At 68.3% G+C, this 22326-nt stretch carries 24 protein-coding genes and 1 tRNA gene; 13 read left to right on the top strand and 12 right to left on the bottom strand.

Annotated features, from left to right (window positions below):
- From IT779_RS23095 to IT779_RS23080, 4 genes are all read left to right on the top strand, one after another.
- Window positions 1–1091, top strand: a 1091-nt coding sequence (locus IT779_RS23095) for an AMP-binding protein (protein WP_196151450.1), incomplete at its 5' end; no start/stop codon positions are given.
- A 173-nt stretch (window positions 1092–1264) separates the two neighbouring features.
- A complete protein-coding gene (gene nhaA, locus IT779_RS23090; RefSeq protein WP_196151449.1) occupies window positions 1265–2545 on the top strand; it encodes a Na+/H+ antiporter NhaA in 1281 nt (426 codons plus the stop codon).
- The gene (locus IT779_RS23085) at window positions 2542–3054 is read left to right on the top strand and encodes a phage holin family protein (protein ID WP_196151448.1); all 513 of its coding nucleotides are present in this window, start codon (window positions 2542–2544) and stop codon (window positions 3052–3054) included. Before nhaA ends, IT779_RS23085 begins: the two co-directional genes overlap by 4 nt.
- A gap of 94 nt (window positions 3055–3148) precedes the next feature.
- Window positions 3149–4084 carry an alpha/beta fold hydrolase gene (locus tag IT779_RS23080; RefSeq protein ID WP_332838928.1) on the top strand — a complete coding sequence of 312 codons (936 nt, stop codon included), beginning with the start codon at window positions 3149–3151 and terminating at the stop codon, window positions 4082–4084.
- A gap of 32 nt (window positions 4085–4116) precedes the next feature.
- Here the strand turns inward: IT779_RS23080 and IT779_RS23075 are convergent, their stop codons facing one another.
- The 4 genes from IT779_RS23075 to nth are packed head-to-tail and all read right to left on the bottom strand — an operon-like array spanning window position 4117 to window position 7374.
- Complete coding sequence (locus IT779_RS23075) at window positions 4117–5310, bottom strand: MarP family serine protease (RefSeq protein ID WP_196151446.1); 1194 nt, start codon at window positions 5308–5310, stop codon at window positions 4117–4119.
- A complete protein-coding gene (locus tag IT779_RS23070) occupies window positions 5307–6044 on the bottom strand; it encodes an NUDIX hydrolase (protein ID WP_332838927.1) in 738 nt (245 codons plus the stop codon). The genes IT779_RS23075 and IT779_RS23070 overlap by 4 nt, the downstream gene beginning before the upstream one ends.
- The gene (locus tag IT779_RS23065; RefSeq protein ID WP_196151445.1) at window positions 6041–6670 is read right to left on the bottom strand and encodes a TlpA family protein disulfide reductase; all 630 of its coding nucleotides are present in this window, start codon (window positions 6668–6670) and stop codon (window positions 6041–6043) included. The genes IT779_RS23070 and IT779_RS23065 overlap by 4 nt, the downstream gene beginning before the upstream one ends.
- Window positions 6667–7374 (bottom strand): endonuclease III, encoded by a 708-nt coding sequence (nth, locus tag IT779_RS23060; protein WP_232542018.1) that lies wholly within the window; start codon window positions 7372–7374, stop codon window positions 6667–6669. Before nth ends, IT779_RS23065 begins: the two co-directional genes overlap by 4 nt.
- Before the next feature lie 232 nt (window positions 7375–7606).
- On the opposite strand from nth, the gene IT779_RS23055 reads away from it, so the two are divergent.
- Both IT779_RS23055 and IT779_RS23050 read left to right on the top strand, forming a co-directional pair.
- On the top strand, window positions 7607–7834 hold the full coding sequence (locus tag IT779_RS23055) for a hypothetical protein (RefSeq protein ID WP_082393642.1): 228 nt from the start codon (window positions 7607–7609) through the stop codon (window positions 7832–7834).
- Window positions 7835–8005: 171 nt separating this feature from the next.
- On the top strand, window positions 8006–8680 hold the full coding sequence (locus tag IT779_RS23050; RefSeq protein WP_040703546.1) for a Crp/Fnr family transcriptional regulator: 675 nt from the start codon (window positions 8006–8008) through the stop codon (window positions 8678–8680).
- Between the two features lie 55 nt (window positions 8681–8735).
- On the opposite strand, the gene IT779_RS23045 is transcribed toward IT779_RS23050, so the two are convergent.
- The 3 genes from IT779_RS23045 to IT779_RS23035 are packed head-to-tail and all read right to left on the bottom strand — an operon-like array spanning window position 8736 to window position 10205.
- Entirely contained in the window at window positions 8736–9527 is a 792-nt protein-coding gene (locus IT779_RS23045) for an MBL fold metallo-hydrolase (protein WP_196151444.1), read from the bottom strand.
- A gap of 43 nt (window positions 9528–9570) precedes the next feature.
- Window positions 9571–10044: a RidA family protein gene (locus IT779_RS23040; protein WP_196151443.1), complete on the bottom strand. Its 474-nt coding sequence runs from the start codon at window positions 10042–10044 to the stop codon at window positions 9571–9573.
- The gene (locus IT779_RS23035; RefSeq protein ID WP_196151442.1) at window positions 10041–10205 is read right to left on the bottom strand and encodes a DUF4177 domain-containing protein; all 165 of its coding nucleotides are present in this window, start codon (window positions 10203–10205) and stop codon (window positions 10041–10043) included. Before IT779_RS23035 ends, IT779_RS23040 begins: the two co-directional genes overlap by 4 nt.
- A 179-nt stretch (window positions 10206–10384) precedes the next feature.
- Here IT779_RS23035 and IT779_RS23030 point away from each other — a divergent pair, with 179 nt between their 5' ends.
- Window positions 10385–11398, top strand: a complete 1014-nt coding sequence (locus IT779_RS23030) for an ArsA family ATPase (RefSeq protein ID WP_408637787.1) — start codon at window positions 10385–10387, stop codon at window positions 11396–11398.
- Window positions 11398–12528 (top strand): ArsA family ATPase, encoded by a 1131-nt coding sequence (locus IT779_RS23025; RefSeq protein ID WP_196151440.1) that lies wholly within the window; start codon window positions 11398–11400, stop codon window positions 12526–12528. Before IT779_RS23030 ends, IT779_RS23025 begins: the two co-directional genes overlap by 1 nt.
- Window positions 12529–12612: 84 nt before the next feature.
- Here the strand turns inward: IT779_RS23025 and IT779_RS23020 are convergent, their stop codons facing one another.
- Complete coding sequence (locus tag IT779_RS23020; RefSeq protein ID WP_054816825.1) at window positions 12613–12936, bottom strand: WhiB family transcriptional regulator; 324 nt, start codon at window positions 12934–12936, stop codon at window positions 12613–12615.
- Between the two features lie 372 nt (window positions 12937–13308).
- Here IT779_RS23020 and IT779_RS23015 point away from each other — a divergent pair, with 372 nt between their 5' ends.
- Window positions 13309–15669 (top strand): penicillin-binding protein, encoded by a 2361-nt coding sequence (locus tag IT779_RS23015; RefSeq protein WP_196151439.1) that lies wholly within the window; start codon window positions 13309–13311, stop codon window positions 15667–15669.
- Between the two features lie 69 nt (window positions 15670–15738).
- Here IT779_RS23015 and IT779_RS23010 read toward each other — a convergent pair whose 3' ends face one another.
- Window positions 15739–16203 (bottom strand): GatB/YqeY domain-containing protein, encoded by a 465-nt coding sequence (locus IT779_RS23010; protein ID WP_196151438.1) that lies wholly within the window; start codon window positions 16201–16203, stop codon window positions 15739–15741.
- 133 nt (window positions 16204–16336) lie between these two features.
- Between IT779_RS23010 and IT779_RS23005 the strand changes: the two genes are divergently transcribed.
- The 3 genes from IT779_RS23005 to IT779_RS22995 all read left to right on the top strand — a co-directional run bounded on the left by IT779_RS23005 (window position 16337) and on the right by IT779_RS22995 (window position 19080).
- Window positions 16337–17299, top strand: a complete 963-nt coding sequence (locus tag IT779_RS23005) for a metallophosphoesterase (RefSeq protein ID WP_196151437.1) — start codon at window positions 16337–16339, stop codon at window positions 17297–17299.
- A 626-nt stretch (window positions 17300–17925) separates the two neighbouring features.
- Complete coding sequence (locus IT779_RS23000) at window positions 17926–18945, top strand: hypothetical protein (protein ID WP_196151436.1); 1020 nt, start codon at window positions 17926–17928, stop codon at window positions 18943–18945.
- Window positions 18946–19006: 61 nt separating this feature from the next.
- A tRNA-Pro gene (locus IT779_RS22995) sits at window positions 19007–19080 on the top strand.
- Window positions 19081–19158: 78 nt separating this feature from the next.
- Here IT779_RS22995 and IT779_RS22990 read toward each other — a convergent pair.
- The 3 genes from IT779_RS22990 to IT779_RS22980 all read right to left on the bottom strand — a co-directional run bounded on the left by IT779_RS22990 (window position 19159) and on the right by IT779_RS22980 (window position 21222).
- Window positions 19159–19980: an alpha/beta hydrolase gene (locus tag IT779_RS22990; protein ID WP_196151435.1), complete on the bottom strand. Its 822-nt coding sequence runs from the start codon at window positions 19978–19980 to the stop codon at window positions 19159–19161.
- Window positions 19981–20063: 83 nt separating this feature from the next.
- The gene (locus tag IT779_RS38845; protein WP_332838925.1) at window positions 20064–20882 is read right to left on the bottom strand and encodes a GNAT family N-acetyltransferase; all 819 of its coding nucleotides are present in this window, start codon (window positions 20880–20882) and stop codon (window positions 20064–20066) included.
- A gap of 55 nt (window positions 20883–20937) precedes the next feature.
- A complete protein-coding gene (locus IT779_RS22980) occupies window positions 20938–21222 on the bottom strand; it encodes a hypothetical protein (RefSeq protein ID WP_196151434.1) in 285 nt (94 codons plus the stop codon).
- 351 nt (window positions 21223–21573) lie between these two features.
- Between IT779_RS22980 and IT779_RS22975 the strand changes: the two genes are divergently transcribed.
- Entirely contained in the window at window positions 21574–22281 is a 708-nt protein-coding gene (locus tag IT779_RS22975; protein ID WP_196151433.1) for a GntR family transcriptional regulator, read from the top strand.
- Window positions 22282–22326 lie beyond the last annotated feature (45 nt).

The raw sequence follows: 22326 nt of genomic DNA, 5'->3' as shown, positions 1-22326 counted from the left end.
CCTACACCCACCACACCGTCTTCGACCACAAACCCGGAAAAGACATCTACTGGTGCACCGCCGACATCGGCTGGGTCACCGGACACTCCTACATCGTCTACGGACCACTGGCCAACCGCGCCACCCAAGTCGTCTACGAAGGCACCCCCAACACCCCCGACGAGCACCGCCACTTCCAGATCATCGAAAAATACGGCGTCACAATCTATTACACCGCACCCACCCTCATCCGCACCTTCATGAAGTGGGGACGCGAAATCCCCGACGCCCACGACCTGACCAGCCTGCGTCTGCTCGGCAGCGTCGGCGAACCCATCAACCCCGAAGCCTGGCGCTGGTACCGCCACGTCATCGGCGCCGACACCGCACCCATCGTCGACACCTGGTGGCAGACCGAAACCGGGGCGATCATGATCTCGCCCCTGCCCGCGGTCACCACCACCAAACCGGGCGCCGCCATGACACCGCTGCCCGGCATCGGCGCCAAGATCGTGGACGACGACGGCAACGAACTCGGCCGCGATCAGTCCGGGTTGCTCGTCCTGGACAAGCCGTGGCCGTCGATGCTGCGCGGCATCTGGGGCGACATGGACCGCTTCCGCGAAACCTACTGGGCACGCTTCGCCGCCGACGGCTGGTACTTCGCGGGCGACGGCGCCAAACTCGACACCGACGGCGACCTCTGGGTCCTCGGACGCGTCGACGACGTCATGAACGTCTCAGGACACCGCATCTCCACCGCCGAAGTCGAATCCGCCCTCGTCGGACACTCCGGAGTCGCCGAAGCCGCCGTCGTGGCCGCCGCCGACGAGACGACCGGTCAAGCGATCGTGGCCTTCGTCATCCTCACCGCCGAAACCACCGACACCGGCGACACCCTGGTGGCCGCGTTGAAGACGGCGGTGTCGCGCGAGATCAGCCCCATCGCCCGACCACGCGAAATCCACATCGTCCCCGAACTCCCCAAGACCCGCAGCGGCAAGATCATGCGCCGACTCCTGCGCGACGTCGCCGAGGGACGCGAACTCGGCGACACCTCCACCCTGGTCGACCCGAACGTCTTCGAGGCGATCCGGGACAGTCGCGCCTGAACACAAGTGTGGCCCGTTCGGATGACGGGCGAGCCGCACACCAAGATCGCGGCGGACTAGGATCGCACCGGGAGTGCCGGGAAGTCTGGTCGGCGTGCGGTCGTGCGTGCCCGAATCCATTTCGGCTGGTCACGGTCAGCAGCCGTCGTCCGGACCATCGAGAGGGCTCCCGCGTGATCACCCGAGCACCGTCCGAACTCACCCGCTATCTACGCACCGAAACCTTCGGCGGCGCGCTACTTCTGACGGCTGCCGCCATCGCGCTGCTGTGGGCCAATTCGCCGTGGAGCGCGGGCTATTTCGCGATGACCGACACGGTGGTCGCGATCACGCCGCTGCATCTGGACCTCACCCTCGCGGAATGGACCGCGGACGGTCTGCTCGCGATCTTCTTCTTCGTCGCGGGCCTCGAACTCAAGCGCGAACTCGTGACCGGTGAACTCGCCGACCGGAAACGCGCGGCACTCCCGTTGATCGCGGCGGTCGGCGGTGTGATCGTTCCGGCGGTGATCGCGTTCGCCGTCGGATACGGCATGCCGGGCATGGATCGGGGCTGGGCGATCCCGGTGGCCACCGATATCGCCTTCGCGTTGGCGATCCTCGCCATCACCGGATCGCGGATTCCGCCGACCGCACGCGTTTTCCTGCTCAGCCTCGCGGTCGTGGACGATCTGATCGCCATCGCCCTGATCGCCGTGCTGTTCACCGCGAGCCTGGCGCCGCTGTGGCTCACCGCGACACTGACCTGCTGCGCCGCTTGGGCACTGGCGCAGCACCGCCGGATCCGGACGCCGGCGGTCTATCTCCCACTGGCACTGACCACCTGGTACACCCTGCACGAGGCGGGCATCCATCCCACCCTCGCGGGCGTCGCGCTCGGCCTGCTGACCCGGGTCCGCCCTGACCCGGACGAGGATCAGGCGCCCGCGACCCGACTGGAACATCTCGTGCAGCCCATCTCGGCGGGCCTGTGCGTGCCGCTGTTCGCCCTGTTCGCCTCGGGAGTCCGATTGGACGCCACGGTATTCGGCGACCTGCGCACCGACCGGCTCGCCCTCGCCGTCGTACTCGGCCTGCTGTGCGGAAAACCGCTGGGCATCTTCGGATCGAGCCTGGTCGCGATCCGCCTCGGTATCGCGACCAGACCCCCCGGACTCGGCTATCGGGACATGTTCGCCCTGTCGGTGCTCGGCGCGATCGGGTTCACCGTTAGCCTTCTTGTGGCGGAACTCGCGCTGGCCGATGTCGACGACGGATCCGCCGTCGAATCGGCGAAGGCCGCGGTGTTGATGACATCGGCGACCGCGTCCATCGCGGGTTCGGCGCTACTGTTGCGGCGTGGGCGCGTCCACCGGGCACGGCGTGACGCGCGAGCGCCCGACGACGCGGGCGCGCGCCGCAGATCGAACGGAGACGAGGCAGTGCCGGGACAGGGAGAAGGGTCGACCAAGTGAGTTTCACCCAGGGCGGTAACGGGTCACAGAGCGGCGGCGGCGCGGGCGACACAGCGCATCGGTCGCTGACCTCAATTCCCCTGACCGACGCGAATCCGATCGGATCGGCGAGTTTCGGCAGTCTGGTGCGCGATGCCACCGAGCAGATGTCCACGCTGGTGCGCGCCGAGGTCGAGCTGGCCAAGGCCGAGGTCACCGGTGAGATCAAGAAGGGCTTGCAGGGCAGCGTCTATTTCATTCTCGCGCTCACCGTTCTGCTGTTCAGTTCGTTCTTCTTCTTCTTTTTCCTCGGCGAACTGCTCGACGTCTGGCTGGCCCGCTGGGCGGCGTTCCTGATCGTGTTCGGCCTGATGGTGGCGACGACGGTGATCCTGGCGTTGCTCGGCTACCTGCGCGTGAAGAAGCTGCGTGCGCCGGAGAAGACCATCGACTCGCTCAAGCAGGCGCGCAGCGTGCTGCCGAGCGGTTTCGGGTCGGCGCACGAGGACCAGCTCGCCCTGAGGAAGTGAGAATCCCCCGCTCGATCGCGCAGGCACATCGATGCGGTCGCGAAGCACGCGCAGCGCGCGCGACGCGATGTCCGGCGCAGTAGGCTCGGGCGGCGTGTCGTCGAACTTCCTTCCTGACCCGTCGAGTGTCCGCTTCGACGGGCCGTGGACGCACCGGGACGTTCGCGCCAACGGCATTCGATTCCACGTGGTGGAGGCGACGCCGGAACGCGCCGACGCCCCGCTGGTGGTGCTGCTGCACGGCTTCGCCGATTTCTGGTGGTCGTGGCGACATCAGCTGACGGGCTTGGCCGAGCTCGGCTTCCGCGCGGTCGCGGTGGATCTGCGCGGCTACGGCGACAGCGACAAACCGCCGCGCGGCTACGACGGCTGGACGCTCGCGGGTGATGTCGCCGGGCTGGTCCGCGCGCTCGGCCACACCGAGGCGACGCTGGTCGGGCACGCCGAGGGCGGACTGGTCTGCTGGACGACGGCGGTGCTGCATCCCCGGTTGGTTTCGGCGATCGCGCTGGTGGGTTCACCGCATCCGGCGGCGCTCAAAGCCGCTGTGTTGCGCGACCGTCGCCAGCGCGCGGCGTGGCTGCCGAATTTCCTGCGCTATCAGCTGCCGCGCTATCCGGAGCGGCTGCTGACCACACACGGCGGTTTCGAGGTGGAACGGCTGCTGCGGCAGCGGGTCGGTGCGAGCTGGTCAGGGACGGCCGAATTCGTCGATACCGCGCGCCGGATGCGTTCGGCGATCCGCATACCGGGCGCGGCGCACTGCGCGCTGGAATATCAGCGCTGGGCTTTCCGCAGTCAGTGGCGGCCGGACGGGCGCAGGTTCATGGCGACCATGCGTGATCCCGTTCCCATCCCGGTGCTCGCGATGCGCGGCGAATACGACAGCTATCTGCTGCGCTCGACCTTCCACCGCGGCCACCAGTGGTCGCCGCGACGGCGCCTGGTGACGATCCCGGAGGCCGCGCATTTCGCGCACCAGGAGAACCCCGACACCGTCACCACCGAGCTCGCCAAATTCTTGGACTGAACGGGCCTTCCCATCGCGTAGGTGAAAGCCCGTCAGCTCAGGACGCAGGCGCCGGTGTTGATGGGCGAGTTCGCGTTCACCGCCGCCTCGAGATCGGGGCGGACTTCCTTCAACGTGAGCACGTATCCGGTGTCCTCGTCGGTCACCGCGGCGCCGAACACCATGCCGAGCACCTGTCCCTCGGTGTCGACCAGCGGCCCACCGGAGTTGCCCGCGCGAACCAGGCCGCGCACCGTGTAGACCTCGCGTTCCACGGTCCCGTTGCGGTAGATCGTCGGCCCGGTCAGGTCGAGGGTCTCGCGAATCCTGGCGGCGCTCGCGGTGTACGGTCCGCCACCCGGATAGCCGAGCACGATCGCGCTCTCTCCGGGCCGCGCGGCCTCGGGCGACTGCGGCACCACGGGCGCGGTCAGTCCCGGCACCGCGAGCACCGCGACGTCCTTGGACGGATCGAACAGCACGACGGTGGCCTCGAGCGGGCCGCGCGCGGTGTCGACCGCGACGCTGGTCGTGCCCGCGACCACGTGCGCGTTGGTCATCACCCGTTCGGGCGCGATCACGAATCCCGAGCCTTCCAGCGCGCGCTGGCAACTCGGCGCGACACCGCGGATGCGCAGCACGCTCTGCTGCAACGAGGCCGCGACCGGACTGGCGAGCACGCCGGGGTCGGGCGGTTCGACCGCCGCGATCGGGGCGCGACCGAACGGTCCGATGACATCGGGCAGGCCGGAGGTGTTGAGCAGCCTGGAGAATTCGTTCGGGACCTTGCGCAGCCAGTTCGGCGCGACCGCGTTCACATCGGTCAGCACCTTGGAGCCGTTGATCGCGGTCGCGATCGCGGGCTGCGACGAGGTGGCGAGCGGTAAGGCGAGCAGCCACGCGGTGACCAGCACCGCGACCGCCTGAAGGACCGCGCCGACGACGCTGTCGACGCTGCGCGTGAACGGATGGCGCATACTGCCGCGCGCCGCCCGACCGAGCACCATGCCCGCGACCTCGCCGACGATCACCAGCAACACGATCAGCAGCACGCCGGTGAGCACGCGCTGGCGCCCCGCGTCCACATGTACGAGCAGATGCGGGGCGATGAGGATGCCCGCCACCGCGCCGAGCACCACACCGAGGAAGGCGAGCGCCGAAGCGACCGCGCCCTGGCGCCATCCCGAGGACGCGGCGAGCAGGGCGAGCAGGAGTACGGCGATATCGAGCCACGCCGAGGAACTCATAAGGTCATTCCCACGGCCGCCAACGTCGCCTCCAGATCACGCACGTCCTCGCGATCCCAGTCCGGTTCCCAACCGGCCGAGGCGAAGATGCCGGCCAGTATGCCCCCGGTGAGTCCCCACACCAGCAGGCCGTCCACCAGGAAGGCCGGACTCTTATAGCCGAGCGGGCCGCGTACGAGGAAGCGGTTGGCCGGGTCGAGCAGGTCGGCCAGCGGCACGCGCACCACCCGGTCGGTCTCGCCGCGGTCGACCACCCGCACCTCGCTCGGGGTGCGCCAGTAGGCGAGCACCGGGGTCACGTCGAAACGCGACGGCGGGACGAACAGTTTCGGCAGCACCAGCAGCGGTTCCACGCCCGCGCGGTCGAGGCCGGTCTCCTCGTTCGCCTCGCGCAGCGCGGTGTCGATCGGTCCGGTGTCGCCGACTTCGACCTCGCCGCCGGGGAAGGCGACCTGGCCGCGATGGGAGCGCATGGTCGAGGCGCGCTGGGTCAGCAGGATGTCGGCGTCGGCCGGAACTCCGCCCGGCGCATCGTGATCGGCCTCGATCGACCCGCCGAAGAGGACGAGCACCGCGGCCTGGCGCGGCTCGCCCTTGATGGTGAGCGCGCGGCGCGCGGCGCGTGCGAGGGCCAGCGAGTCGACGGTGTCGACGGTGCTCGACTCGGTGGCGCGGCGCAGCCAGGACGGTGTCTCGTCGGGTACCGGGGCGACGCTGTCCCCCGATGTCGTCACGCGGCGACTCCGAGCCGATTCGCGACCGTGTCGGCGATGTCCTGGACGCCCGCGAAGGTGCGGACCACCACCTCCGCGACGGTGCCGTCGGCGCGCAGCAGCACCGAGATCGGTAGGACCGAGGGCGCGCCGAGCGCGGCGCGGACCGACGCGTCGGGGTCGAGTACGCCCGGCACCGTGACGCCGAGCCCGGTCAGCCGGGCCAGCGCCTTGGCCTCTTCGGGATCGCTGTGCACAGTCAGCACCGTAATAGCGTCGCCCGCGCGCCGCGCGTACTGGTTCAGATAAGGCAACTCCTGCGCGCACGGACCGCACCAGTAGGCCCACAGATTCAGCAGCGCGGGACGGCCGGCGAGCGCGGCGGCAAGGTCGACGGGTTGTCCGTCGGCCAGGCAGCGCACGGTGAGCGCGGCCAGCGGTCCCGAGCTCGCGGCGCCGGGCGCGGGACGCGGGCACGGCGTGAGTCCGGCGTCGGCGCGGGCCGCCTGCGCGACGGCGGAATTCGTCCCCGCGTTCGTCGCGGTGTCGGATTCGCCCGAGTCACGCGGCCACAGCGCGACCGCGAGCGCGATCGCCGTGATCAATCCGGCCAGCAGCAGCCTGGCCGTGACCGGAAATCGGGTCACCGCCCGACCATTCCGAGCAGATGCGCGCGCTCGGGCCCCTTGACCAAGGCGGCCGCGACATCCGGGTCGGTCGGCCCGATGCCGAAGGAAGGACAGTCATCGGCGAGCACGCACACCCCGCAGGCAGGCTTGCGCGCGTGACAGACCCGCCTGCCGTGGAAGATCACGCGATGGGACAGCAGCGTCCACTCCTTGCGCTCGATGAGCTCGCCGACGATGTGCTCGACCTTGACCGGGTCCTCCTCGGCGGTCCACTGCCAGCGCCGCACGAGCCGACCGAAATGGGTGTCGACGGTGATGCCGGGGACTTCGAAGGCGTTGCCGAGGATGACGTTGGCAGTCTTGCGGCCGACGCCGGGCAACCTCACCAATTCCTCCAGGGTGTGAGGCAATTCACCATCATGATGTTCCAGCAGGGCTTGGCCGAGCCCGATGAGCGAGTTCGTCTTGTTGCGGAAGAAGCCCGTCGGGCGGATGTACTCCTCCATCTCGGCACGGTTGGCCTCGGCATATGCGCGCGCGTCCGGATACCTGGCGAACAGCGCCGGTGTGGTCAGGTTCACGCGCTCGTCGGTGCACTGCGCGGAAAGTATTGTCGCCACCGCCAATTCGAGCGGAGTCGTGAAATCCAGTTCGCAGTGCGCGTCAGGGAAGGCGCGGGCGAGCACCCGGTTCATGCGGCGCGCCCTTCGGACCAGCCCCAGCGAGGTTTCCGCTTGTCGGGACCGGGATCTGCGCTTGGGCGATGCCGCGGCCGCCGCGCTCCGATCGGCGGTCCCGGCGGCGGGCGCTGACCCGCCTGCGGCGGGAGTGGAGGGGGTGGCACGCACCTGTCCACCATACGGAACCGCGAAGCGGCGTCGACCGCCCAGATCGACTGCCGTGTTCCATCTGAGACCTACACAGTGTTTACTCCTCCCTATGCAAGGACTCGCTGTGGTGCTGTTCCCAGTGGTGTTGATGCTGTTCGCTCTGCTCATGGAGCGGGTCGAGAATCGGCTCCGCAAACTTCTCGAACCCGAACCCGAGGTTCAGCAGTACCTGGACAACGCAAGCAACGCCGAGGTGAAGGAGTTGACCAAGCTCGGACTGCCCGCCGCCGTGGCCAGGATGCGCAAGCGCCGGTCGAGGGGTGAGGAGCTGGACGTCGCGCGCGCGAGCTGACCCGCCGTAGCGACCACCAACATCACAGAGCTACCGATCGGCCAACGAGGCACCGCGCAATACACTCGTTACGTGGCGTCTGTCACTGCGCCGCTACTACAGCGCGTAGACTTCACTGTTGGCCGATTCGCTTCGGTCCAGGACAAGCCATTTCCCATAAGGAGCACATTCGTGGACGAGGCCCTCGCCAGAGCAGGCATCTTCCAAGGCGTTGAGCCCACCGCGGTGGCGGCACTCGCCAAACAACTCCAGCCAGTTGATTTCCCCCGCGGCCACGTCATCTTCAACGAAGGCGAGCCCGGCGATCGTCTGTACATCATCACCACCGGCAAGGTGAAGATCGGCCGCCGCTCGCCCGACGGCCGCGAGAATCTGCTGACCATCATGGGCCCGTCGGACATGTTCGGCGAGCTCTCGATCTTCGATCCGGGTCCGCGCACCTCGACCGCGACGACCGTCACCGAGGTACGCGCCGTCACGATGGACCGCGACGCGCTCAAGTCCTGGATCGACCAGCGCCCCGAGATCGCCGAACAGCTGCTGCGCGTGCTCGCCCGGCGACTGCGCCGCACCAACAACAACCTGGCCGACCTCATCTTCACCGATGTCCCCGGTCGAGTCGCCAAGGCGCTGCTGCAGCTCGCGCAGCGGTTCGGCACCCAGGAAGCCGGTGCGCTTCGGGTCACCCACGACCTCACCCAGGAGGAGATCGCCCAGCTCGTCGGCGCCTCCCGCGAAACCGTGAACAAGGCGCTCGCCGATTTCGCGCATCGCGGCTGGCTGCGGCTCGAGGGCAAGAGCGTGCTGATCTCCGACTCCGAGCGCCTGGCGCGCCGCGCTCGCTGACCGAGATGTGACCCGCCGCCCGGTACGACGCCGGGCGGCGGGATTCGCGGTTATCTCACCCGTGGGTGTGCAGGTACTCCAGTTGGGCTCGCACCGAACTGAGCGCGGCGGGCCACAGTCGCTGGTCCACATCGGCGTAGACCACGCGCACCACGTCCATCGGCTCGGCACGCTCGCCGAGCTGGGACAGCGCGGCACGCACCTGGTCAAGACGTTCGCGCCGGTGCGCGATGTAGTACTCGGCGACGGGACCCAGATCGGCATGATCGGGTCCGTGCGCGGGCAGCAGCGCTTTGCCCCTGCCCGACGCGACAAGTTTGTCCAGCGAGGCGAGGTAGTCGGCGAGAGCGCCGTCGCGGGCTTCGAGGACGGTGGTGCCGCTGCCGAGGATGGTGTCACCGGTCAGCACCGCGTCGTCGAGGACGAAACTGAGCGAGTCGCCGGTGTGGCCCGGCGTGGCGAGCACCTCGATGGACAGCCCGGCCGCCTCGATCACCTCGCCGTCGCGCAACAGCGACTCCGAGGCCCGCTGATGGGCCGGATCCGCCGCGCGCACCGCGGTGCCCGTGAGCTCGACCAGCCGGTCGATGCCGCCGGTGTGATCGTGGTGGTGATGGGTGATCAGGGTGAGCGCGATGCGGCCGCCGGTGGCTTCGGCGATGGCCGCGCCGTGCGCGTGGTCCTGCGGGCCGGGATCGATGACCACGTACTCCGCGGCGTCCGGGCCGCCGAGTATCCAGGTGTTGGTGCCGTCGAGCGTCATCTGGCCGGGATTGTCGGCGAGCAGGACCGCCGCGGTCGGGGTGACCTGGCGCACCTGTCCGTAGGCGGGATGAGTCAGTGTCATCGGGATCTCCCATCCGATCGGGAAACGTTGTCCACCAACGTGTCTAGCGGACCTCGGCGATGAGCTCGACTTCCACCGGGGTGTTCTTGGGCAACTCGGACACCCCGACCGCCGAACGCGCGTGCGCGCCCGCGGCTCCGAACACGGCGCCGAGGAATTCCGAGGCGCCGTTGACGACCAGCGGCTGATCGCAGAATCCGGGCGCGGACGCGACGAATCCGACCACCTTCACGATCCTGACCACGGCGTCGAGGCCGACCAGGTCGTGTACCGCGGCCAGCGCGTTGAGCGCGCACAGGCGGGCCGCCTCGGCGGCTTGCTCGAGGGTGACTTCGGCGCCGACCTTGCCCGTGACCGTGAGCCGCCCGTCCACGAACGGCAGCTGGCCCGAGGTGTAGACCAGCGACCCGGTGCGCACCGCGGGCACATAGGCGGCGACCGGCGGCGTGACGGCGGGGACCGTGAGGCCGAGTTGCTCCAGGTTCCGCCGCCAGTCGGCGCCGACCTCAACGCTCACTGCCGCGGCCGCTTCAGGTAGGCGACGTGCTGCTCACCGGTGGGGCCGGGCAGCACGTTCACCAGTTCCCAGCCGTCGGCCCCCCACTGATCGAGGATCTGCTTGGTCGCGTGCGTCAACAAGGGCACGGTCGCGTACTCCCACAGGGTCAAATCGCTCATGCCAAGGAGCGTAGTCTGCCGCGTGCCCGCGAAATCATCGGAGCGTGACTCGTCACACCGCGCGTGGTCGGGCTGTCTGGTACAGAATGCGCGGAAACGCGGCGCTAACCGTATCCCTCGGACGCGGGTTCCCGGCGAGTTATAGGCTCGCGAGCGTGGGAGTACCAACAGCAGCGCCCATTTCGGCGGAGCCGGGGCCGGAGTCGGGCTGGCCCGAGCGCGCCGAACGCGCCCGATTACATTTCGTCTCGGGCAAGGGCGGCACCGGAAAGTCCACCGTCGCCGCGGCATTGGCGCTCGCGCTCGCGGCGGGCGGGCGGCGGGTGCTGTTGGTCGAGGTGGAGAGCAGGCAGTCGATCGCGCAACTGTTCGACCGGTCGCCGCTGCCGCCGACCGAGACCAAGATCGCGGCCGCGGACGGCGGCGGCGAGGTGGTCGCACTCGCCCTCGACATCGAGCACGCGTTCCTCGAGTACCTCGACATGTTCTACAACCTCGGTTTCGCGGGTCGCGCCATGCGCAGGATGGGCGCGATCGAATTCGTCACCACCATCGCGCCCGGCCTGCGCGATGTCATCGTGACCGGCAAGATCAAGGAGTGCGCGGTCCGCGTCGACCATTCGGGCGAGCGGGTGTACGACGAGGTGGTGGTGGATTCGCCGCCGACCGGTCGCATCGCGGGCTTCCTCGACGTCACCCAGGCCATGGGCGAGATCGCCAAGGGCGGGCCGATCGCCTCGCAGGCCGACGGGGTTTCGCGGCTGCTGCACTCCGATCAGACGCTGATCCACCTGGTCACCCTGCTCGAGGCGCTGCCGGTGCAGGAGACCGCCGACGCTGTGGCCGAACTCACCGCCAACGACCTGCGCATCGGCACCGTCATCGTCAATCGCGCCAACGAGGGTTTCCTGCCCACCGAGATCCGGGAACGCGCGGCCGACGGCGACATCGATGCCGAAGCGTTGCGGGCGGGCTTCGCCGAGGCCGGAATCACCCTGTCCGACGCGGACTTCGACGGCCTGGTCACCGAGAACGTGGAACACGCCGCGACGCTGCGCGCCCAGGACGCGAGCGCCGCGGAGCTCAAGCGGGTCGACGTGTCCCAGCTGTATCTGCCCGCGCTGCCCGACGGCATCGACCTGGGTGGGCTCTACGAGTTGGCCGAACATCTGAGCGCGCAGGGAGTCCGCTGATGACCACGTCGGCGGGCGCCGCGCACCTAGACATCTCCGCCATCATCGCGGACCGTTCGGCGCGCGTCGTGGTCTGCTGCGGCTCGGGCGGGGTCGGCAAGACCACCACGGCGGCGGCCATCGCGCTGCGGGCCGCCGAGCGGGGGCGCAAGGTGGTCGTGCTCACCATCGACCCGGCGCGCAGGCTGGCCCAGTCACTCGGGGTGGCGGATCTGGACAACAGCCCGCAACGGGTCGACCTCGGTCCTGAGGTGCGGGGCGAATTGTTCGCGATGATGCTGAACATGCGGCGCACCTTCGACGAGATGGTGCTCGAGCACACCAGCCCGGAGAAGGCCGAGCAGATCTTCGCCAATCCGATCTATCAGACGGTCGCCTCCTCCTTCGGCGGTACCCAGGAGTACATGGCGATGGAGAAGTTGGGGCAGCTGGCCGGGCGGCGCGAATGGGATCTGATCGTGGTCGACACCCCGCCCTCGCGCAACGCGCTCGACTTCCTCGACGCGCCGAAAAGGCTGGGGAACTTTCTCAACGGCAAGATGATTCGCCTGATCATGGCGCCGGGTCGCGGTGTCGGCCGGTTCGTTACCGGCGCGATGAGCCTGGCGATGCGCGGGGTGTCGACGATCGTCGGCGGCCAGATGCTCAAGGACGCGTCGACGTTCCTGCAATCGCTCGAGTCGCTGTTCGGCGGGTTCCAGGACCGCGCGGAGCGCACGTACGCGATGCTGTCCAAGCCGGGGACGCATTTCCTGGTGATCGCCGCGCCGGAGCCCGACGCGCTGCGCGAGGCGTCCTTCTTCGTCGACCGGCTGTCCACCGAGCGGATGCCGCTGGCCGGACTCGTGCTGAACCGGACCCATCCCGCCCTCAGCGCCCTACCCCCTGAGCGGGCGCTGACCGCGGCCGAGCAGCTCGCGGATTCCGATCCGGTGGCGGCGGCCGCGTTGCGGGTGCACGCCCAGCGGGTATCGACGGCCAGGCGCGAGCAACATCTGCTGCACCGCTTCACCGGCGCCCACCCGAGGGTGCCGATCGTCGCGGTGACCGCGCTGCCGTTCGAGGTGTCGGATCTGGAAGCGTTGCGCGCCGTAGGTGATCAATTGACCAACTCCGCCGCGTCCGCCTGATCCGAACATTTCAGGCGCTCTCGCTATCGTCGCGAAACGACTCCGAGCCCGCGACCGCCGGGCTCGGCGCCACGCCCTCGGTCCTCACATCGCGATCTGATGTTGGCGTTGGGCCTGGAAGAAGTCGGCCCACGACGTCACCTCGGGATGCTGTTTCAGCAGCGCACGCCGCTGCCGCTCGGTCATCCCGCCCCACACTCCGAACTCGACCCGATTGTCGAGTGCGTCGGCGCCGCACTGCATCAGCACCGGACAGTGCCTGCAGATCGTCGCCGCCTTACGCTGCGCCGCGCCACGAACGAACAGCTGATCGGGATCCACTTCCTTGCATCGGGCCTGGGCTACCCAGGCGATTCGCGCTTCGGCCTGCTCCACGTCCAATCGAGCGATGGGGGTTGTCATATGCATTTGGTGTGCCCCTTTGCAGTCCGAACACCGGGTCAACGGCGCTCCAGAATCGCGTAACAGCCAGCAGCAACCCGAACCCCGCTGCGAACTGCACCACATTCCACTTTGAGTGTTAGCTCTATCACACTGGGTTCTCAATCTAGGTAAAGGTATGGGCTCTGCGCAAGACCGTCTCGAGAATTATTGGTACGTCCGTCCATGCGATACCTATAGAGAACCGGCCGGTCGCCTCGACCTGAGCGCCGCCACATCCCCGACACGCCACCCCATTACGCGCGACACGCCCATACCCACCAGCTATCCCCGGCAACCCGCGCCGACGGAGAAACACTCGTGCGAACAGTGACGGCCGCACCCCGTACTCTGACAGGCGTGCCGATCACACATACGCTCGCGAAGCTGGCAGGCAGCTGCGCGTTGGCCTCCGTGCTCGTCGCCGGTCTGTTGTTCCCGCTCGCTGGTGGTTTCGGGTTCGTCTCCAACCGCGCGGCCGACGCCGTGGACAACGTGTCCGCGGAGCTGGTCGAGGGCACGGTCCCGGCCGTGTCGACCATGGTGGACGCGACCGGGGCGCCGATCGCGTGGCTCTACGAGCAGCGCAGATTCGAAGTGCCGAGCGACAAGATCTCCAACAACATGAAGCTGGCGATCATCTCGATCGAGGACCGGCGCTTCATCGAGCACGACGGTGTCGACTGGCAGGGCACCATGCGCGCCTTCCTCACCAACACCACCAGCGGCGAGGTCCAGCAGGGCGCCTCGACGCTGAACCAGCAGTACGTGAAGAACTTCCAACTGCTCGTGGTCGCCAAGACCGACGCCGAACGCCGCGCCGCCATCGAGACCACCCCCGCGCGCAAGATCCGCGAGATCCGCATGGCGCTGACGCTGGACCGCGAGCTCACCAAGGAAGAGATCCTCACCCGGTACCTGAACCTGGTGCCGTTCGGCAATTCCTCCTACGGCATCCAGGACGCCGCGCAGACCTACTTCGGCGTCGACGCCGCCGACCTGAACGTGCCGCAGGCCGCGATGCTCGCGGGCATGGTGCAGTCCAGCTCCAAACTCAACCCCTACACCAACACCGAGGGTGTGCTCGCGCGCCGCAACACCGTGCTGGACACCATGATCCAGAACATCCCCGCGCGCGCCGACGAATTCCGCAAGGCCAAGACCGAACCGCTCGGCGTACTCCCCGAGCCGAAGGGCCTGCCGCGCGGCTGCATCGCCGCCAACGACCGCGGGTTCTTCTGCGACTACGCGTTGCAGTACCTCGCCAACGCGGGCATCAGCCGCGAACAGATCAACAAGGGCGGCTACCTGATCAAGACCACCCTCGACCCGGCCATCCAGGATTCGGTGAAACGCTCGCTCAGCGAAGCCGCCAACCCGAACCTCGACGACATTGCCCAGGTCATGTCGGTCATCGCGCCCGGCGCGGACTCCCACCCGCTCGTCGCAATGAGCAGCAGCCGCAACTACGGACTCAACCGCGACGCCAACGAGACCGTGCAACCGCAGCCGTACTCGATGGTCGGCGACGGCGCGGGCTCGGTGTTCAAGATCTTCACCACCGCCGCGGCCATGGAGAAGGGTATGGGCATCAACGCCCAGCTCGATGTGCCTGGCCGGTTCGACGCCAAGGGCCTCGGCAACGGCGGCGCGCGCGGCTGCCCGCCCGCCACGTACTGCGTCGAGAACGCGGGCAAGTACAAGTCGCCGATGTCGGTCACCGAGGCGCTGGCCACCTCGCCCAACACGGCGTTCGTGAAACTGATCCAGGCGGTCGGCGTCACGCCGACCGTCGACATGGCGGTGCGCCTCGGCATGCGCTCGTTCACCGAACCCGGCAGCTCCGGCCACGGCAACCAGAGCCTGGCCGATATGGTGAAGGAACAGAACCTCGGCTCGTTCACCCTCGGCCCGGTCGCCATCAACCCGCTCGAACTGTCCAACGTCGCCGCGACCCTCGCCTCCGGCGGACGGTGGTGCCCGCCGACGCCCATCAAGGAGGTCACCGACCGCTACGGCAAACCGGTCCCGCTGACCCAGCAGGCGTGCGAACAGGTCGTCGAACCCGGACTGGCCAATACACTCGCCAACGCCATGAGCAAGGACGACACCAGCGGCACCGCGGCGGGCGCCGCGGCGGCGACCGGCTGGCACTGGCCGCTGGCGGGCAAGACCGGCACCACGGAAAGTCACCGGTCCTCGGCCTTCTTCGGGTTCACCAACGCGCTGGCGGGCGCCGCCTACGTCTACGGCGACAGCCCGACCCCCGGCGAGATCTGCTCCTACCCGCTGCGCAACTGCGGCAGCGGCGACCTGTTCGGCGGCAACGAACCGGCCAGAACCTGGTTCAACGCCATCAAACCAGTGGTCGACAGATTCCCGGCCCCGGTGCTGCCGCCGCTGGACGACAAGTACGTGCGCGGCTCGAATCAGGCGCAGGTGCCCGACGTGAGCGGCATGGGTCAGGGTGAGGCCACCGCGGCGCTGGTCGGCGCGGGCTTCCAGGTGCAGGCCGTGAACGGGGCAGGTCCGCTGCCCAAGGGCAATGTGATGAGCAGCGCGCCCAACGGGTCGGCCATCCCCGGCTCGGTGATCACGATCTACATCAGCGACGGCACCCAGCGCGCCGCGCCGACACCTGGTCCGCCCGTACCGGGAGCGCCCGCTCCGGCGCCCGCGGTGCCACCGGGACTGCAACTGCCACCGTGGTGGCCACGCTAGCCCGCCAGACGAACGAAACCGCCGCCTCCTGATTCATCGGGGAGGCGGCGGTTTCGTGTTCGCGTCCGCTCAGAGTCGAGCCTTGACCGCGGCCGACAACCGGGCACCGTCGGCCTTGCCCTCGGCCAATCCGGTGGCGATCTTCATGACCTGACCCATCTGCCGCATCCCCGGCCGCTCGCCGATCTGCTCGGCGACCTGCGCGATCGCGGTGTCGGCGACATCGGCGACCTCGGCCTCGGTCAGCTGCGTCGGCAGGTATTCGTCGATGATCCTGGCCTCGGCGTGCTCGTTCGCCGCGAGTTCGCCCCGACCCGCCTGGGTGTAGATCTCGGCCGACTCGCCGCGCTTCTTCGCCTCCTTCTGCAACACGGAGACGACCTCGGCGTCGGAGAGTTCATGCGCCTGCGCGCCTGCGACCTCGGCGGTCTGGATCGCCGCGATCAGCATGCGCAGGGTGGAAAGCCGCAAGGTGTCCTTGGCCTTCATCGCGGCGGTCATATCCGTCCGCAATTTCGCTTTGAGTTCCGACATGGGCCCAACGGTAATCGCATCGGCCACGCGCGGCCCACACATTTACCCGGTCGGCGGGTGTCGTACAGCGCAAGAAACGCACAGTGCGCAATCACACCCAGCGATCCGGGCCGGGCTCACCTATGCTGGGCAAATGCCCGTAATCTCGACCTCCGCCGTCCGCAGAACCGTGCTGGGAGCCGCCGGAGTCGCGGTCGCCGGAGTCGGCTACGCCTCGCTGATCGAACGCAACGCCTTCATCCTGCGTGAAGCCACGATGCCGGTGCTACAGCCCGGCTCGTCGAGCCTACGGGTGCTGCACATCAGCGACCTGCACATGATGCCCGGTCAGAAGCTCAAGCAGCAGTGGCTGCGCGAACTCGACCGGCTCGAACCCGACCTGGTCGTCGACACCGGTGACAACCTGTCGCACATGCGGTCGGTGCCCGCGGTCGTCCAGGCCCTCGGCGGTCTGCTGTCGCGCCCCGGCCTGTTCGTATTCGGCAGCAACGACTACTTCGCGCCGGTACCGAAGAACCCGGCCAAATACTTCAACAAGGATCACCGCCGGGTCTACGGCGCGCCGCTGCCGTGGAAGGATCTGCGCGCGGCGTTCACCGAACGCGGCTGGCTCGACCTCACGCACGTACGCCGCGACCTCGAGGTGTCGGGCATCCGTATCGCGACCGCGGGCGTCGACGATCCGCACCTGCAGCGTGACCGCTACGACACCGTCGCGGGCGCACCGAACCCGGCGGCGGATCTGCGCATCGGCCTCACCCACTCCCCCGAGCCCCGCGTGCTCGACCGCTTCGCCGAGGACGGCTACGACCTCGTCATGGCGGGCCACACCCACGGCGGTCAGCTGGTGCTGCCCGGTTACGGCGCGCTGGTCACCAACTGCGGCATCGACAAGTCGCGGGTGAAGGGCCCTTCGCAGTGGGGAGACCACACCCAACTGCACGTCTCGGCCGGTCTCGGCACCTCGCCGTGGGCTCCTTACCGCTTCTGTTGCCGCCCCGAAGCCACCCTGCTGACCTTGGTCGCCGCCCCGCCGCGGCGTCCCGAAGCCGATTCCGGCCACGGGCTGTCGACCTCGGAGGCCGTCGCGCGCTGAACCGTTGACGGCCGTGCCGGCGAGCACGGCCGCGGGGGCACCCGGTAGGGTCGCGTGCCGAGACTCGATGTCAGGGCAGGGGACGACTACGTGAGTGCGCACAGAGTGCTGTCGGCGAGTAGGTGGGCTACGAATCGCGGGGCGGCGATATGAGGGGCGAATTCGAGCGCGGCGGTTCGGATTTCGGCGCTCCGGGAGAACAGTTCGCGGCGAGGTCGGGCGCGCCGGGATCCACGGGCGCTCCGGATAGCGCGGAATCGGTTGCGGGCGGGCGGGATTCGACAGGTCGGTCGGGTGCGTTCGCGGACGCCGGTGCAACCGCGCCACCGCGGGATGTCTCGAATGTGCACGCCGACAGTCCGTTCGGCGCCCCGGTGCACTGCGCCCCATCCGGACCGCGATCTGTCGACTCGTTCGACGGCCCGGTTCGGGGTGGTGATTCGCCGTTCGGCGCTCCCACACCGAGCCATCGCGCGGGACGGTCGGATACTTCGTCCGCCCCGGGGTCGAACGGGCCGGAGAGAGACCGGAATTCGCCGCGTGATCGTACGGCTCGGACCTTCGACGAGACACCACTGGCGGCGCGGCAGTTTCCGCCTGGCGCATCGCCACACCGCGCCGGAACCTTGACGCTCCCCGCTCCGACTTCGGGCGTCGACCGAGCGTGGGCCGGTCATCCGACGCCCGCCGAGAACGCGCCGGATACTCGGCCCGGGACCGATTGGCAGCCGTATCCCGGGGAACCGCGAGGCGCGGCCCCGAAGGCGGTTAATGCGGCGAATTCGGGCACCGCTGCCGGATGGCATCCGAACGGAGCCACGACGCCCCCATCGAACCCGTACCCGCCGGGTTACCACATCAACAGTTTCGACCGGTACTTCGCAGGCGGATTCGCCGGCCTGGCTCCCGCCCGACGCAATCGCAACACCCGGCTCTGGATCGGCGCCGGACTGGCGGCACTCGTCCTCACGGCAGGCGCGACCGTCGCCGTGGTGGCGGATACCGGCGCGGAGGCGGCAGGCGAGGACGAACCGTCGATGGTGAGCGCACTGACGACCTCGGAACGCCAGATCGTCCCGAAAGCCCCCGCCGCGCGCAGCACCGAAACACCTCTGATCCCCGGCTACCAGGTCGTGGTCGCCCCCGACAGCGGCGCCGCCTACGACGTCCCCTGGGAATGGACGGTCGCCGACTCCACACGCACCGGCGGTGTCGGCGTACCGCCCAACGCGGTCGGCGGCAAGGGCTACACCTTCGAGGGCAAGAACTACTGCCCCGGATCCACCCGCAGCATCGCCTTCCTCACCGGCGCCGACATCCCCGACTCCGCCGCGGCCGCGGCCGAACTCGGAATCCGCACCGCAAGAGCCGCTTACCCCGACTCCCCCGCGGGCGCCACCCCCGGCCCACCCGAACCCCTCGACTCCATCGACGGCAACCAGCACGGCGCCTTCGTGGAAACCCGAGGCGCCATCGGCAACGCCAAACCCGGCTGCGCCACCCGGTACACCGTCTACACCTTCGCCACCCCTACCGACACCGGCAACTTCATCATGGTCATAGCCGCCGACACCGGCGTCCCCGCCGCCGTCGACCCCGAAACCGCCCGCCGCATATTCACCAGCATCCGCCCCCACGAAAGCTAGCCTGACCTGCCGGTTTAACGTCCACCCCTTCCCTGTTGTAAGCTACTTCAGGTTCGCTTCACGGGGTGTGGCGCAGCTTGGTAGCGCGCTTCGTTCGGGACGAAGAGGTCGCAGGTTCAAATCCTGTCACCCCGACGTGTTGGTCGAGACACAGTAAGAGGCCCTGATCGGTTCAGCCGGTCAGGGTCTCTTTTTTTGTCCTCCACCCGAGGGTCAGGGGTTGGTGAACCAGTCCCGGACTGCTCGGATTACGAAGGCTTGCCACTTTCGGGTTTGGGGGTCGAGGAATTGGGGGTCGGAGGGGATGGCGAAACCGTGGTCGGCGCCGTCTATTTCGACGAGGCGATGGGGGGTTCGGAAATTTTCGGCGGCGGTTCTCGTGGTGTGGATGGGGATCGAGGTGTCCATGGTGCCGTGGACCAAGAGGGTTGGGGTGCGGACTTCGGGAATCACCTCTTGGGGTTGGATCCAGAAGAGTTCGTTGAGGAAGGGGCGGCTGTGGGAGTCGTCGGGGGTGTGGTCGAGGTAGCCGTGCTCGGACAGTTCGGAGGCCTTGTGGTCGGCGAGGAAGTCGCCGTGCCAGGACGGGTTCTGTTCGATGTAGAGGCCCTTGTAGTCGAGCAGGGGGTTCAGCAGGGCGAGGCGGGTCAGTTCGAGTGGGCGTTTGGCGGCGTAGAACGCGGCAAGGCCACCGCCGAAACCCGTGCCGACGAGGTGGACCACGGAGACGCCGGTGGCGGCGACCAGGTGGGCGCGGGCTACCCGGATGTCGTTGAGATGGGCGGTGAGGGCGGATTCCTCGCGCAGGCCCTCGCTTTCCCCGTAGCCGCGTAGGTCGTAGCGCAGCGACGCGATGCCCGCGCCGCCGAGCCCCGCCGCGAGGCGCGCGTAGAAGCCGCCTTCTTCGCTGGTCACGGCGCCGCCGCAGACGATCAGGGCAGCGGAGTTCGGCGGACCGTCGGTGGCAACGACCGTGCCCGCCAAGCGCAAACCGTCGAGGGTGCGGATCGTGGTGGCGCTGGTGTAGGAAGGCACGTGTTCAGTGAAGCAGACGATCGAAACCTGTGATGTCCTCATGAATGCGGTACGGCGAAAACAGTAAGACCTGACGACGCGGTTCAGGGTGCGATGGAGTACTCGACGAAGTCTCCGACCGGCCGGAAACCCAGGGCGCGGTAGACCGGTTCGCCCTCTTCGGATGCCTGGAGTACCGCGAGGTCGTAACCGGCGGACCGGGCGGCGCGCAGGGCGGCGACGGTGATCGCGGCGCCGTGACCGCGGCGGCGGTGGCTGGGGCGGGTGCAGATGTTGTACAGGCCCGCGACGCCCGCGTGCAGGAACACTTCGGCGGTGCAGACGGCGTGACCGTCGACGGTGCCGAGCAGGTAGCGGGCGGGGCAGTCGGGGGCGAGGGCTTCGGGTGCGGCGGCGGCGTAGAAGTCGGTGACCGTGACGGCGGCCGGGTTCCAGTTCGAGGCGAGGATCGCGGCGTAGTCGGCGAGCTGTTCGGCGGTGGTCACCGGCTCGATCAGGAGTCCGTCGAGTTCGGGTGCGGCGATGTCGGCGATGTCGTCGGTCAGCGGGATCCACATGCCCGCTTCCGGTTCGGATTCGGTGAGGCCCGCGCGCGCGAGTCGGGACCCCAGGTCGGTCGGTGTCGAGGCGGGGCCGACCCACCAGGAGAACGGGCGCGGCACCTCGGTCAGGTGCGCGAGGGTTACCGCGATGCGGGCGGGCGCGGTGTCGGAGGTGAAACGGGTGGCCGCGACGATATTGAAGGTGTCGTCGGCGAGGCCGCTGTCCGCGATCACCAGGTCGGGTTCGACGACGACGCTCGCCCCGGGAACGCCCGCATGCAGGTGACATGCGTGTTCGGCGAGATTGGCCTCCATGCGGGCCGTCAGATCCTCGGGTGCGTATTGATTACCGGAACTCACGGACAGGAATTGCACCATGCGCGCGGGATTCGGGCGCACCCGAATCCGCTCTCGTTCATTCCGCGGGATATCCGGCGGCGCGCAGTGCGCGCGTGGCCGCGGCTTTGCGGGCGCAGCGCTCGACATGGCACGGGCGGTGTCTGCGCATCGCCTGCCTGGCCTCGAACAGGGTGAACGGACGTTCGGGCGCTTCGTGCGGCCAGCCTGTCGGCCACATTTCGGCGACCAGTTCCGCACCGTCGTCGGCGTGCGAGGGAATCGGCCACCACACGGTCCCGGCGATCACGGCTAGCAAGCCGGATATCAACGCCAGCAATCCGATCAGGACGAACATTTCCATCGCTACCTCCAGGAGGCCGGGTATTGAGCTCCCGGCGCCGGGGGCTCACGCCACCGACCGACGTCCTGGTCGGGCGGTGTGCCGCTGAGGGGTGACGGCATCGCCCGGCGCCGGGGCTGTCATCAGCCTGAGGCCGTTTTGTGTCGGTTAATGACGCCAGGGTGTTGCCAGCTGTTGCAGTGTGCTCCCGGAATTCGACGGCCATCGGTGAAGTCGGTGACGAGTCGGCGGTTTCGTGGCAAATTCTCGGTGTGCGGGCAATGCGGACGGCGATCCCCGGTGAGCAGAGTCTTACGATCCGCTAATCTGCCGTCATCTGCCGGAAACACGAGGTCCATAGCGTATACACGCATGTCGACACGGGTGGCCACATTGGCCGATGCTGCGGGACGGCCGTTGCGTGACGTCGTCTATACGACGTTACGCGCCGAATTGATGAACGGGGACATCAAATTCGGTGAACGCCTCACCGAGCCGAAATTATCGGCGCGATTCGGCATTTCTCGGACACCGATCCGCGAGGCGCTGACCGTGCTCTGCTCGGACGGCCTGCTGCGCCGCGAGGATTACGGATTCAGTCCGGTAAGGCCGAGCATCCCGCTGATCCGCGACCTCTACGAACTGCGCATCACCCTCGAACTCGGCGGTATCCAACGCGCCATCGACAATCCGTCGGTGACCCACGACCGCGCCCTGCTCGAGGCCGAACGCGACAGCTGGCTCGCGCTGCAAGCCGACCCGCCCGAACAGGAACCGGGATTCGTGGTGCGCGACGAGGAATTCCACGTCACGCTGCTCACCGCCGCCGGAAACGCGGAACTGGTGCGCTCGTTACGGGCGGTGAATTCGCGGATCCGGCACGTGCGCATGTACGACTTCATGGTCAACAATCGAATCGAGACCACCATCACCGAACATCTCGGGATTCTGGAGGCGGTACTCGCCGACGATCTGCGGCTGGCGTTCCGGCTGCTGCACACCCATATCGGGGAATCGCTGGATGTCGTGCTCGACCGGGTGACGCGCGCGATCACCGCCATGTCGCTGGCGACCGACTAGGGGTCGCGGTGGATTTCGATACCGTTCTCGTCGCCAATCGCGGCG

It is taken from the genome of Nocardia bovistercoris, from assembly GCF_015674855.1.
Taxonomy (GTDB): Bacteria; Actinomycetota; Actinomycetes; order Mycobacteriales; family Mycobacteriaceae; genus Nocardia; species Nocardia bovistercoris.
Note: the sequence above shows the minus strand (reverse complement) of the source record. Positions and strands in the feature narration are given on the sequence as shown.

Coding starts and splice junctions, on each gene's coding strand:
- IT779_RS23005 (WP_196151437.1), top strand. CDS start 16,337: ATGCCCGTAATCTCGACCTCCGCCGTCCGCAGAACCGTGCTGGGAGCC.
- IT779_RS23035 (WP_196151442.1), bottom strand. CDS start 10,205: ATGAGCGATTTGACCCTGTGGGAGTACGCGACCGTGCCCTTGTTGACG.
- IT779_RS22980 (WP_196151434.1), bottom strand. CDS start 21,222: ATGGAAATGTTCGTCCTGATCGGATTGCTGGCGTTGATATCCGGCTTG.
- IT779_RS23010 (WP_196151438.1), bottom strand. CDS start 16,203: ATGTCGGAACTCAAAGCGAAATTGCGGACGGATATGACCGCCGCGATG.
- IT779_RS23025 (WP_196151440.1), top strand. CDS start 11,398: ATGACCACGTCGGCGGGCGCCGCGCACCTAGACATCTCCGCCATCATC.
- IT779_RS23075 (WP_196151446.1), bottom strand. CDS start 5,310: ATGAGTTCCTCGGCGTGGCTCGATATCGCCGTACTCCTGCTCGCCCTG.
- IT779_RS23045 (WP_196151444.1), bottom strand. CDS start 9,527: ATGACACTGACTCATCCCGCCTACGGACAGGTGCGCCAGGTCACCCCG.
- IT779_RS22975 (WP_196151433.1), top strand. CDS start 21,574: ATGTCGACACGGGTGGCCACATTGGCCGATGCTGCGGGACGGCCGTTG.
- IT779_RS23020 (WP_054816825.1), bottom strand. CDS start 12,936: ATGCATATGACAACCCCCATCGCTCGATTGGACGTGGAGCAGGCCGAA.